Source organism: Shewanella sairae (assembly GCF_023283535.1).
Classification (GTDB): Bacteria; Pseudomonadota; Gammaproteobacteria; order Enterobacterales; family Shewanellaceae; genus Shewanella; species Shewanella sairae.
Genome location: NZ_JAKILT010000060.1, coordinates 19332 through 31460 on the forward strand (window position 1 = coordinate 19332; position 12129 = coordinate 31460).

Annotated in this window: 11 protein-coding genes; 3 read left to right on the top strand and 8 right to left on the bottom strand. The window is 39.5% G+C overall.

What is annotated here, in order from left to right; translation table 11 throughout:
- Window positions 1-16: 16 nt before the first annotated feature.
- The 4 genes from L2748_RS19630 to L2748_RS19645 form a co-directional block, all read right to left on the bottom strand.
- Window positions 17-3430 (bottom strand): Ig-like domain-containing protein, encoded by a 3414-nt coding sequence (locus L2748_RS19630; RefSeq protein ID WP_220782102.1) that lies wholly within the window; start codon window positions 3428-3430, stop codon window positions 17-19.
- A 95-nt stretch (window positions 3431-3525) separates the two neighbouring features.
- Window positions 3526-4488 carry an OmpA family protein gene (locus tag L2748_RS19635; RefSeq protein WP_220782103.1) on the bottom strand — a complete coding sequence of 321 codons (963 nt, stop codon included), beginning with the start codon at window positions 4486-4488 and terminating at the stop codon, window positions 3526-3528.
- A gap of 121 nt (window positions 4489-4609) precedes the next feature.
- Complete coding sequence (locus L2748_RS19640) at window positions 4610-5038, bottom strand: hypothetical protein (RefSeq protein WP_220782104.1); 429 nt, start codon at window positions 5036-5038, stop codon at window positions 4610-4612.
- Window positions 5039-5427: 389 nt separating this feature from the next.
- The gene (locus L2748_RS19645) at window positions 5428-5598 is read right to left on the bottom strand and encodes a TraY domain-containing protein (RefSeq protein ID WP_220782105.1); all 171 of its coding nucleotides are present in this window, start codon (window positions 5596-5598) and stop codon (window positions 5428-5430) included.
- Window positions 5599-5784: 186 nt separating this feature from the next.
- Here L2748_RS19645 and L2748_RS19650 point away from each other — a divergent pair, with 186 nt between their 5' ends.
- From L2748_RS19650 to L2748_RS19660, 3 genes are all read left to right on the top strand, one after another.
- Window positions 5785-6456: an XRE family transcriptional regulator gene (locus L2748_RS19650; protein ID WP_220782106.1), complete on the top strand. Its 672-nt coding sequence runs from the start codon at window positions 5785-5787 to the stop codon at window positions 6454-6456.
- Between the two features lie 426 nt (window positions 6457-6882).
- Entirely contained in the window at window positions 6883-7812 is a 930-nt protein-coding gene (locus L2748_RS19655) for a hypothetical protein (protein WP_220782107.1), read from the top strand.
- A 738-nt stretch (window positions 7813-8550) separates the two neighbouring features.
- A complete protein-coding gene (locus tag L2748_RS19660; RefSeq protein WP_220782108.1) occupies window positions 8551-8706 on the top strand; it encodes a Hok/Gef family protein in 156 nt (51 codons plus the stop codon).
- A gap of 401 nt (window positions 8707-9107) precedes the next feature.
- Here the strand turns inward: L2748_RS19660 and L2748_RS19665 are convergent, their stop codons facing one another.
- The 4 genes from L2748_RS19665 to L2748_RS19680 form a co-directional block, all read right to left on the bottom strand.
- On the bottom strand, window positions 9108-9482 hold the full coding sequence (locus tag L2748_RS19665; RefSeq protein ID WP_220782109.1) for a hypothetical protein: 375 nt from the start codon (window positions 9480-9482) through the stop codon (window positions 9108-9110).
- Complete coding sequence (locus tag L2748_RS19670; protein WP_220782110.1) at window positions 9479-10036, bottom strand: ParA family protein; 558 nt, start codon at window positions 10034-10036, stop codon at window positions 9479-9481. Before L2748_RS19670 ends, L2748_RS19665 begins: the two co-directional genes overlap by 4 nt.
- Window positions 10037-10468: 432 nt before the next feature.
- Window positions 10469-10984, bottom strand: a complete 516-nt coding sequence (locus L2748_RS19675) for a hypothetical protein (protein ID WP_220782111.1) — start codon at window positions 10982-10984, stop codon at window positions 10469-10471.
- A gap of 278 nt (window positions 10985-11262) precedes the next feature.
- Window positions 11263-11964 carry a DUF3592 domain-containing protein gene (locus L2748_RS19680; RefSeq protein WP_220782112.1) on the bottom strand — a complete coding sequence of 234 codons (702 nt, stop codon included), beginning with the start codon at window positions 11962-11964 and terminating at the stop codon, window positions 11263-11265.
- Between the last annotated feature and the right edge of the window lie 165 nt (window positions 11965-12129).

Genomic DNA, 12129 nt, shown 5'->3' on the forward strand with positions numbered 1-12129 from the left:
GATTGTCGGCAGATGGTTAGTGCGTAAGGGAAGACTCGATTTCAGATAAGGTAGGCTCTAATTCATTGTGTGGAATAGAGGCATTATCACCGCCGTTATTTTCATTTCCCCACGCAACGAGCGAACCACTGTCAGTTTCAGCGACAAAAGCCATGTCATTACTGTAAATGTTTTTTACAGTACCTAATGTGTCTTTAATTTCACTGTTATCCCCACCAAAATTGCTGTTACCCCAAGTAACAATCGTTCCGTCAGCTTTTAGCGCAGTAAATGCGGCAGATGTTGAAAAAACATTTTCAACATCGGTTAATTGCATTGCAACGCTTGAGCTGTTTCCGCCGTTATTTGCTGCCCCCCATGTAACAACTGTTCCGTCATCTTTAAGGGCTGCAAAAGCGGATGAAGTTGAGAAAATATCAATCACATCGGCAAACTCGGCGGTTACACTTGTCGCTTCACCCCATGTAATAACGCTGCCATCAGCTTTCAATGCTGCAAATGTCGCCTCAGTGCTGAAAATCTTAACAACATTGGTCAATTTGGATGATACTGCTGTGCTATTTCCTCCCTTGTTTGGATTTCCCCAAGTCACAACTGTTCCGTCATCTTTCAATGCCGCAAAAGCGCTGCTTGTGGAGTAAATAGTGCGAACATTTTTGAGTTTTGAAGTGACACTAGCGCTATTACTTCCAAACTCATTGTCCCCCCATGTCACAACAGTTCCGTCTTTTTTGAGTGCAGCAAATGCCGCCTCAGTGCCAAAGATAGACACGACATTATTTAGTCGAGAGGAAACGCTTGAGCTATCACCACCTGCACTTTCATTTGAACCGTAAGCGTCACCGCCCCAAGTCACGACTGAACCATCATTTTTAAGTGCAGCATAAGCAAACTTATTGCTGTAAACAGCTTTGACGCTGTTTTGTAATAAGTGCTCAACAGACTCAAAACTTGGATAGTTGCCAACCACTCCCCACGCTAGTACTGAACCGTTGTTTTTTAATGCTGCAAAAGACATCTGGTTAGAAGTGATGGTTTTGACATCAACTAATTGCCCATCTAAATGTGAGCTATCCCCACCATATCTATATTCACCCCAAGTAGTGACTGAACCGTCATTTTTGAGCGCTGCAAATGCGGCAGTTGTTGAATAAATGGTTTTTACATCGGACAAATCTGTAGCCGTTGCCCCACCATTTGAAGAATCCCCCCATGTAGCGACAGAACCATCATTTTTGAGTGCAGCAAATGCAAAATCATTACTAAAAACTGTATTGATAGTGCTTGGTTCATATACAACATACTCAGTAACGGTTTGGTCGTACTGGTCAGTTCCATTGACGGTAAGTTTTACATCATGGCCAGCGTCAGCGCTTTGGTATGTGTATGCTTGAGAGGTTGCAACGGTTACGCCGTTAATTACCCAGTTATACTCATAATCTACACATTCAGAACATGTAACCTTAGCCGTTAAGTTCTGCCCTTTAATTGGCTTTCCAACAATGCCTAACTCCGTGATTTCAGGGAGGGCTGGAGGCGTAATATCAACGGTAATAGTGCCTGATGCTGTGTGTCTTGGTGAATGGTCGTCTTCAATGGTATAAACAAATTTGTCTACACCGAATTTCCCGTTAATAGGGGTGTAGCTCAAAATGTTGCTATCAACGGTCACGTTGCCTAGTGAACTTCCAGTAGCGTTAATAAGCGTAAAGTTGACGTCTTGGTCACTCTGTACGAGTGTTTGCCAAGGGATAGTAAATGCGGGTGCATTAATTGGCTTCGTCACCTCAAAATCCGCCGCAGTGAGCGTATGTTCTGCGTCTGGATTAGTCACAACGATGAACGATCCCTTTGTGGAATGTTTGCCGTCTGAAACCGTGTACGTGATGGTTGTTGAGCCGACAAAACCGTTAGGTTTAAATAGTAATTGATTTCCCGCTTTCAAAGAGACAGTGGCTGGACTGTCTTTATTCTCAATAGCAACATTGCTAATAACTAAGTCGTCATTGCTTGTATCGGCGTCCGAAATGTATTTATTGAGCGAAATGGTCAGCGGTTCATCGTTGGGAGTGGAGTCTGTACCCGCTTCCGTGACAGGAGGGGCGCTATTGTGCGGTGTAAATAGCACCGTACCTGTACTCATTGCGTAACCGCCTTTTCCGTCAGTAACAACATAAGTAAATGTATCTTTGATTTTTGTAACTTCTGGTTTTGGAAGATAATCAATGTGTAGCTGATTATTATCGTTGATGCTTACTTTGCCGTTTGCTCCCATTACACTAACAAGTTTCAATTTGTCGTTGTCAGCGTCACTGACGTTATCAGTAATATCAATAACCGTAGGCGTTGTTTCGTTATCCATGACGCCTTTAATTACGATCGGTTCGGCAGTTGGAATAGCATTATCAGTTGTTGAGTGGCTTACCGTAACGGTAATCGTTCCAGTAGCATATCCCCCTTTACCGTCTTTAATCACATAGGTAAATTGGTCAACCCCTGTAAAACTTGCAGGGGTGTAACGGATGGTATTTTTACCCAGCACAACAGCTCTACCATTGCTATCAAAAATGCGATCAATTTCTAACGCATCATTATCAGCATCACTGATTAAGCCAAGTTGGATTAAATCAATGTCCCATTTGGGAGTGGTTAGGCTATCAATATTCTTGCTGTAATCTTTAGCAATAGGTGGAGTATTTGGCGTTGTTGGATTGGCATCGGTCGAGTTCACGATAACATAACCAATCGCGTAGCCCCCTTGCCCGTCTTCAACGCTATACATGGCTTGGTCAACACCAATAAAACCATTTGGTTTGAAGAGCAGCGTGTAACCGTCTGCATCGAGTGAGAAACGACCAGAGGCGTTAACTAATTGCATAATCGTTAATGCGTCACCATCGGCATCAAAGATGTGCTTTTCCATGTTGATCGCAATATCTTTGTTGCTCGTTGTGTTTTCCGTGATATTGCTAGCAGTTGGAGCGGTATTCGAGTCGTCAGGAATTTCAGGATCTGGATTTGGCGGTAGCGGTTTCTCGTTAATCGCGACAAGGATTTGTGAATTTGACGTTAGGCCGCCACCTTGCACTTCATACGGTAACGAAGTCATACCGCTCAGTTGTGCGGTGTAGTTAAAACCGTGTGTGGTTTGGTTATCAATAGCACCTAGACCGTTCGTATCATGGATATTGGTCAATGACCAATCTACGTTTGCTGTTACCAAAGGCTTGATGTCAATGGTTTGCTTATCGCCAACTGTTAACAACATTGCTTGCGGTAGTGCCTGTAATGAATCATCTACTACAGGAGGCGTAGGTGGTTCAGGTGGAGTTGGTTTATCAAGGAAACCTGTATCATCACCGCCACAAGCGGTTAATGCCATTGCTAGCGAAGCGGCTAGTACGCTATAAATAAATTTGTTGTGTTTCATTGTTGACCTATTTGTCATGCAAAAGACAGCACAAAGCCAAAGATTGATAAACAATCTTTGAAACAGGGCTGTAGTTATTGGTATTTAAGAAAGGTTTAGCGAGGGGTAACGGTTGTAATGTTTAGCTCGACACGGCGATTCATCGCTCGGCCTGTAGAGGTTGAATTATCAGCAACGGGTTGTAATTCGCCCATAGCCGTAATCGTTAAACGAGTTTTATCAATGCCGTTAGTGATTAAGTAATTTGCGATTGTCTCAGCTCGATGCTGAGACAGCTCCAAGTTATACGGCTCCGTTCCTGTGTTGTCCGTATGCCCTGTAATTGAAGCGTTTGCAGTTGGGTATTGCTGCAAGTAGCTAACAATATTATCTAATGGCTTAAATGACATTAATTCACTCGAATCAAGCGCGAATAATGTGTTGTTTTCAAACCCAGAAATTACAAACGTTTCAATAATCGGTTGCTCAACAATAACGGTTGCTGGAACCGCTTTTTTCACATGACCGAATTTCCAACTAAGCCCCATTGTGACTAAGTGGTGGTCACTAAATTGTAGCTGTGTATCACCGATAGATTGCGTGAATTGATAATCCATCTTTAGAGATAAATCGTCATTAATGGCATAAGCAATACCCGCTCCGAATGCAGGAGAAAATCCCTCAGCATGTTCATTGGTAAGCCCGTTCGTCTTTCCAAACCAACCCGCACCACCCACTTTTAAGTAGGGGTATAAGTTGTCGGTTATTGGATAACCAAGACGACCACTTAATACACCTTGCTGAAAGGTGCCCTTAATATCACCGTCATTGTAATTGGCGTAGGCTTTACCTAAGTATTGGTAGGCGATTTCAGTAGAGAAGTAATCATTAAACTGATAGCCCAAATGAAGCCCGCCAGCTAGTCGATGTCGGGTACTGTCATATGCTTCATCATTGCCGCCGTTTGAATAGTAGCCTTGGCCTATATCAAAGCCACCGTACCAGTGTTCACTACTAGCGTGTGAATTGAGTGAGGCCATAGCCAAGACGGAAGCTATGACAATTAATTGTGTTTTCAATATCTTTTCCTTTTGTTCAATTAAACTAACGCACTTTGTTTGTTGGTTGAGCATCAACCGAGTGAACGAGTTCAATCGGCTTAATGCCAACGAGGTTTTGTGACTGTTTCTTTTTAGGTGGTTAAGCTGTTTCCTCATATCTGGCAATAGTGAGGTTTCTCAGGACTGATTCAGTCGCTAAGTTTCTTGAGCCAACAAACTGTTTCCAATTGGTTGTTGTCATAACTAAATTGTTTAGTCTGCGGAATAATTTTTTCTGGAATTTTTTCGCGGCAATTGGATCGGTAATATCGGTTCGCAATTTCACAGGCTTGCGGCGGTGTGGCACTTTGTAGAAAGTATTGCTAATGCAAGCGCTGGTAGTGGGGTATTGATTGATTTCGTCTTGATACAGATCTAAATAATCGTCAACAAGTGCAGCAAATACGCATCCTGTCCCACATCGGTTAATGATTTTTACGTTCAGAATTGCGTGGGATTGATAAGATTTTCCGCATAATTCTGATGGGTTTACGCTGTCATGGAGAAAACCATACATGATTTTCAGCATAATAAGCTCCTTGGTTATTATCAGTTTTCGAATGTAGACGCTTTAATGTCGGCATTGGAAAATTGATAAGGCATCTTTCAATGCCTCAGTCGTGATATTTTTGCTTACGTAGTACACGAACCTACACACCACATCGATGTGGCAGCACACTAAATACAGTAGTAATAGTTGTTATTGTATTCCCATGCAGTGACGCAATGGTCAACGCCCAATAACAGGCACTCACCCAACCACGGGTTGTTCGTAATTTGATAGAGGTGACATACGTTAAAACGCATCCTCCTGCGCCCTTCTTAGCGCTCCGGTAAACTTTGTTATCTATTACTACTTTTTGTATAAAGTGTTCACTCAAGCCCGTTTTAGGCTCAACGTGGATAAAAAAATACTAATTAATTATTTTCAACCCAATCACAACCATAGTTTTTCAGATGGTGTTCGAGTCGTGCCGCAGCTTCCTGTTTCTTCGAGCGCTGGTTTTTTTCGGCTGATGCAGTCAAAATTTTATTTGTTTGGGCTTTCACACCAACATTAACGTTGGTTGTCTTTTTTGATTCAGACATTAAGTAACCTATAAATCGTTTCAAAATTGCACTGTATAAATGGACAGCAGATGGAATAGTAAGCTAATTTTTTGTTTAGGTAAAGTTTTGTATTGTTATCTGTGTTTTATTTTTCCGTAGCTGTACGGAACTAAACGGGGCAACTGTGGATAATGAAAGTATGTATGAGTTACAAATCTTAGAGTTATGAGTGAAAATCATATTGCTGCAAATGTGAAGTGGTTGAGAGTGAATGCAGGTCTAAGCCAAGAAGAATTAGCTGAGAAAATCAATGTCACTAAATCAACGATTTCTCAATGGGAAAGAGGGCTGTTTCAGCCAAAGCACAGGCATATAAATGCTTTGGCTCAGTATTTTAATGTTTCGACAAATAGTTTGATTGTTGGTGACGCTGAGGGCTTTAATGCTAGAGAACAAGCCAATTTAAACTCTGAGTGTGATTGTTATGACGAATTAAAAAAAATTCGTTACTTATCCTCAACATATGTCGCGGCTGGAATAGGGTGTTCTAATAGTGAAGACTATGAACATGAATTAATTCATATAAAAGAATTACCTTATAAAAAAAATTATAACGAATTGCTCTGCCTAAACGTGTCAGGCGACTCTATGGAACCTGTTTTGCAAAACGGTTCATTATTAGTTATTGATACTGCTAATAAAGAAATTGTAGATGGTTCGATGTATGTGTTTGTTCAGGAAGATGTTCTACGCGTGAAGCTTTTTTCTTATGAGAAAAATATGTTAAAAGTAGAAAGTTATAATGAGCGTTATAAAGATGAATATTATGAAAATGACGAACAGTTTTCGATACATATAGTTGGGAAAGTAGTTTTTTACGCAACAAAACTGGAGTAAATAAATCTGTAAATAATCGTTCCGCTATATTATAATATTTTCAGAACTTGGAGCTAAGTGCATTACAAAGAGCACTACTACATAGTTTTCTATGTAGTGTATTTTTCAAGTTTAGAATGTGTCAAACCGTCAATTTGACTATATAGCATTTGCAAAAAACCGAACTCCTAGTCGTGTTCGGTTTTTTTGTGCCTAAAATCTATGGCTATAAAATTGATCTTGCATCAATCGTTTTGATCGATTATTTTGTACATTCAAATATTTGGAGTGACATCTAAATATACTAAATCGACTAGAGTTTAATAATGAAAATCCAACAGCGCTATAGCTGCATATTGCAGCACCAATCCCTTTGTAGACCTAGATACATTCAATTTGACATGCCGATCCTTTTGCGATCTAGTATGCCTATTGTGAGTGTGTCTAATGCAACACGCTAACCTCGATACACTCTTTTCTGCACTTGAAAGTGATGAGCATTGCTCTGAACTTCTTCCGTTGTCGTCTTATGATGATACGAATGTTTTCGACTGCGAAATACCAGACGGGCAAGCTTACACTGTCGTTGATGAAACTAAACGCCTCAAAAAAGCACGTAAAGCTGAACGTGACAAAGTTAATGCTGAAATTTTAGAAACGGCTGATCGAGTTCATAAAAGCGGTAAGGCGGTTGGATTTCAAGCTAAAGTTGCATCATTCAATGGATTCAAGAGTGCAAGACTTCCCGATTACGTTAAAACATTATTGAGGCAAGCAAAGGTACTGCCTCATAGAGAAGAATTTCTTGAGCATAGTGACGGCTTATACCGTGGAACATTGCAAGAACGCTCTAAGATCATTCTTAGTTTGATGCTTTCCGCATTTGTGGTTAATTGTAATGTTGCTAATGGCATGATCGTTGTTGCTACTCGTAAAGGCGGTAAGAACCTTACCCATGATGCGCTGAGAATGGAAGTGGCACTTAGACATGGTGTTTATATCGCCGAATCAACTTGGTATTTTTATATCAATAAATTAGTCCAATGTGGTTATCTGCAAAGCGATACTGTGGCTATTTATGAAGATGGCCACGCAGCTATGTTTCATGCAGAAGCAAGTTACAAAGTACTATCTAAAGGGTTGTTAGATATGCTCGGCGCTTCCCGTTTGTCCGTTCGTAACGGCGCTGCAAAGCATGAAGCCGATTTGAAAACGAAAGGTAAATCCTTTAAGCAAAAGGCACGTTACCCTAATTCACGTTACCGTATGGACGGTACGCTTCGTAAGAACATGAAAGTGGTTGAGCCATGCCAACGCTTGCTCGAACTGATTACTTCTCACCATGTACGTGAAACTTACCACGTACCACCTAATTAGCTCTAGAGCAGTTTATCAAAATGACCTACATCGGCTTACCTGCCGAGTTTTGTCGTGTCTGAACGCGGTATATCGCTCCTAAACGAGCAGAAACGTGCTGCTTAACTCTCTCTACATTTTGTATTCCTCATGGTTTTTGGTTGGCACGCTGTCTATTTAAAGTGATTGCTGTTTTTTTTCGGAATAAGTTAAAGTACAAATCAAGACGACAAAGTTAGTTGTGATCTTTAGGCTTAAAATCTTTTTCTTTTTTAGGTTAAAAGCTTTTAAAAAATGAAAAATAAAAAGATCTTTAAAGACTACAAACAAAAATGAAATGTCCATTTCCTAGCTAAAGCTAGGGGACATCATTTAAAAGCAGTGCTGAAAGGATATTTTGTCTAACCGACCGTTAGGCTTCATTTGTTTCTGTATAGCGGGTTTGTCTGCGACGCTTGTCGCTACGCGACTGTCTGGCAAAAAGAAAAGGCTAAATTGAAGCAAGCCTGTGTTGATAGTGTAACGATTTCAAGAGTGATTATTGAATAGAATGGTGAAACCATTCTTTAAAGAAAAAGCATTAGTGGGAATGATAATACAAGTGGTAAACTTCATGCGGGTGCTCTTGGCTATTTGGCAAGAGCATAGTTTTGTAAAGGCCAGATAGACGAAAGCCCCAAAGTTAAATCCATTAACAATGAGGCAATCTGATGTATCTCTCAATACAAATAGTAAGCCTCTTTTACTCAGGAGGCAAGTATGCCGAAAAGAAAAACAACTACTTTGAGTCTAGCTATCGTGTGTTTCACTCTGTTAGCTGCGCTGGCACTGATTAGAGATGATTTGTGTAAAGTGGAGTACCGTAACGGTACGATGTTTCTTAACGTTAATCTTGCCTACGAAGTAAGAGGCTAACGAACATAGGGGCGGTTCCGAACCGTCCCTATTTTTGGATTGTGACGTTACTTATCAAGAGCGCCCAACTTTTTATTAAGTTAAGTGGAAATGGATTGCGAACATTGCTTAACTAATGTGAATTATTAAGTTGTAATTGTTTGACTACCCTAGCCTGTATCCAAGTAGGTTTAGTTGCTAGCCATTGGAATAGCTCACCTGCTGGCATCTTTGGTAAGTCAATTAGACGCCTTTTTCCTATTGCTGTATATTGTTGCTGTGTCATAGTAATTCTCATTTTATTGTCACACGGCCTGTATAGATGTTCAGATCTATACAGGCATTTTATATCATGTATATCATGTATATCATGTATATCATGTATATCATGTATATCATGTATATCATGTATATCATGTATATCATGTATATCTTTTCTGCGCTTCCAGCTCCTCACTTCCCTGAAATTCTTTTAATATTCCAATCGCCCAGCTCTTATGCTCATTTGAGTGCAGTGCTACTCTGGTTATATGAATAGCTAGTTCAATGGCTTCACTTCGGCCTCGTTTACCATCTGTAATATTTAAATGTTTTAATTGGTCTGCAAGAGTATCTATATTCTGGTTTTGAAGATCGCTGATACGGATCATTCTATTAGTTCTTTCTACTTTACTCGGTTTTCGACCCGGCTTCTTTTTCATTTCACTTGGCAATGAGTTTGGGGCTGTAGCTTCACCTAGTTCTTGCCCATGATTATTGTTTATAGCTTTTAATGCCCACGAAGCTGCTTTACTCATGCTAAAGCCTCATTTAATAAATTGGTAATTTCTTGTTTAGCTTCTCTTATGCCGTATTTGTTTTTTAATTCGGGATCGAAAATATTCCGTCCATTCGCTGTTACTGTTTGGTATATGCTACGTTCATTGATGATCATTCTCTTATCTAAACTAATGCCTTTTATGAACTCATTTTGAATTGCAATATTTCGGCGTCTGTTTATGACTTCTATAACTTTATTTGTTTTTCTGAGTTCTGGAATATATCGAGCAGTAGCGCCAAAATCTAAAGGTGTAGCTTGGTATGGAATGATTACGGTTCCTAATGGTTTGTCGTCAGTTCTTGGTGGCATATCAACAATGACTAAATCTACGTTAGGTTGATGCTCGGGCCAGCCTTTTACTACTTCAAAAGGTACGTTATTGAATTCACTTAGCCATACACCGCTGGCTTGGTTGTCATCATCTATGAGTAAAACTTTTAATCCTCTATCAACAGCAGCACCAGCTAGCATATAGCTTATTGTTGTTTTGCCAGTGCCACCTTTACGTGACCATACGCTTATTATTTTCAAAATTATTCTCCTACTGTGCAATGTGATTATATCATGTATATCATGTATATCATGTATATCATGTATATTAAATTAATTTACAGTAAAGTCAATGCATTTTGCATACATCATATACACCATATATATGGTATATATCGTATATGTATATGTGTGCCCGAGTAGGGTTGTAAAAGTACTATCCTTAAGCTTTTTCTTAATAGGAGGAGATTGCGGAAAATAACAACTTGACTGCGATATCGACCTCAACGCCCCAAAATGCAAAAGTGGTGAATTTCACCACTTTTTTGTAAGCCATGATTTACCGCTTTTTGAGCGAGGTAACACAGGGTTTTAAGCCTTTCGTGGCAGAAATTCCGCCAGTCATTTTTTTCGATGCATACAATTTGTCGTTATGTTAAATTCCTGTTGTATGCATAGGCGGCTATATAATGTTTATTGAGTTGAGTAATAATTTATATATGATTCAACCTCAAAGCCTTTTTGTTCAACATCTAAACTAAACCTAGAACGCATATTATAGTCTTTCATTCTATTGAAGTCTTCAGGTATAGATTCACCCGTTAGATCCCAAAGACTCAATAGTGGTTTAAATATCTTCCTGTAGTCGGTAGATATGACCATCAAACCATTACTGACAAGTGGTTCTTCACCTAGGGCATTTGCAACGGCTTCCCCTTTCTCGCCAGCAAACAACACTATATGCTCCCCCTTAATCGCCAATTTTGGTGAGATTTTAATTTCTTCTGGCATAGGGATAATTGTGTTTAGCTCGATTGCGTTGCCATTAGTTGGTAGCTGAATGTCGGCTAACTCCGGTGCTAACGTTTTAGCCAAGTTAAATAGCACATTTGGGTTTTCAGCTGATAAGCTTACTACCGCATCTAAGCTTTCTAGTTGGGGTTCTACGCCGGAACCGCCGAAATTTCCGTTCCTAACGCAAATACTCATGATTTAGCTCTTTACCACAAGTAATTGCGTACGAATAGGGTGCCTCTAATGAGAATTGAATCGTACTAGTCATATGAGACACAAGAATCAACGATAGAAGCCTGATTGAATCACACTTGAGGGTGTCCGTTTAACGGTGGTTAATCGGACGGTGATTTGTATGCCTTTAAAAATCGCTAACGTAGGATAATGTTTAAATTCCCTGTCTACCCCATACAGACACAACAAAGGCCGCCTAAGCGACCTTTAAAATTACATATAACGGGTGTTAATTATGCCTATTCAACAACAGTTGGTAAAAATGAAATATCAAGGTAATGCTTCTTCGGCTTTGCTTTGTCCACATATACACTGATGTACTCATTCCTAATATAATCAGTCGGGTCAAACCACAAATTTTTACTTTTATACATATAAATAGTGTTTGATTCGGGATCTAACCATTCTGCAACTATGCGATATGGATTACGACCATTTACTTGCAATGAATAATTAAGCTCTACGCTAGAAAACTTAGCTTCAACCTTTAGTCCATTCTCAACAAGATAATTTCCTTTTCTATTTTTAAGGATATCAAACAGAAGCATACCGAAACCAATAGATGAAAACACCATTCCCAGAAAAGCCAGTATTAAAGCTAGGCCCCATAGCGAGAAAAATCCATTGATCTTCGCTTCATTTGGATTTGATTCTAAATACATGACCTCCACAAACTCTCCTACTTGATAGGAAGGAGGATTAGAACTAATGCTTGATGTAAATTCATAACCAATATCATTCGAATCGGAAAAATACACTATGGGGGCATAAGTATAACTAGAAGAATTACTTGTTCTAGATTCAGTCAATCCGATTACTTCACCACTACCTATAACTGTAGATTTAATAAAATTGAAAGTGCTTATGGATGAGAATGCAGATCCTATGAGAAAGCAGACGCCTATTATTGAAAATAAAATTTGTATTTTTTTGATATTCATAGTTATATTAGTGAATAAGCTAGTAAGAGGTTTATTTTACCTTAAAACAAGCAAATTAAAATACCCCCATAAAACTGTTATTGAAAGTTAGTAATGTCACATCGTTCGCCAAAGTTGAAATGTCACTTTCCCCCCAAAAAAGTTAGAGTTCGTTAGTGAAAGTTT

Bases quoted from the DNA above. Each gene is read 5' to 3' on its own strand.
- L2748_RS19655 (WP_220782107.1), top strand. From the start codon at position 6,883: ATGCAACACGCTAACCTCGATACACTCTTTTCTGCACTTGAAAGTGAT.
- L2748_RS19640 (WP_220782104.1), bottom strand. From the start codon at position 5,038: ATGCTGAAAATCATGTATGGTTTTCTCCATGACAGCGTAAACCCATCA.
- L2748_RS19680 (WP_220782112.1), bottom strand. From the start codon at position 11,964: ATGAATATCAAAAAAATACAAATTTTATTTTCAATAATAGGCGTCTGC.
- L2748_RS19645 (WP_220782105.1), bottom strand. From the start codon at position 5,598: ATGTCTGAATCAAAAAAGACAACCAACGTTAATGTTGGTGTGAAAGCC.
- L2748_RS19660 (WP_220782108.1), top strand. From the start codon at position 8,551: ATGCCGAAAAGAAAAACAACTACTTTGAGTCTAGCTATCGTGTGTTTC.
- L2748_RS19675 (WP_220782111.1), bottom strand. From the start codon at position 10,984: ATGAGTATTTGCGTTAGGAACGGAAATTTCGGCGGTTCCGGCGTAGAA.
- L2748_RS19650 (WP_220782106.1), top strand. From the start codon at position 5,785: ATGAGTGAAAATCATATTGCTGCAAATGTGAAGTGGTTGAGAGTGAAT.
- L2748_RS19630 (WP_220782102.1), bottom strand. From the start codon at position 3,430: ATGAAACACAACAAATTTATTTATAGCGTACTAGCCGCTTCGCTAGCA.
- L2748_RS19665 (WP_220782109.1), bottom strand. From the start codon at position 9,482: ATGAGTAAAGCAGCTTCGTGGGCATTAAAAGCTATAAACAATAATCAT.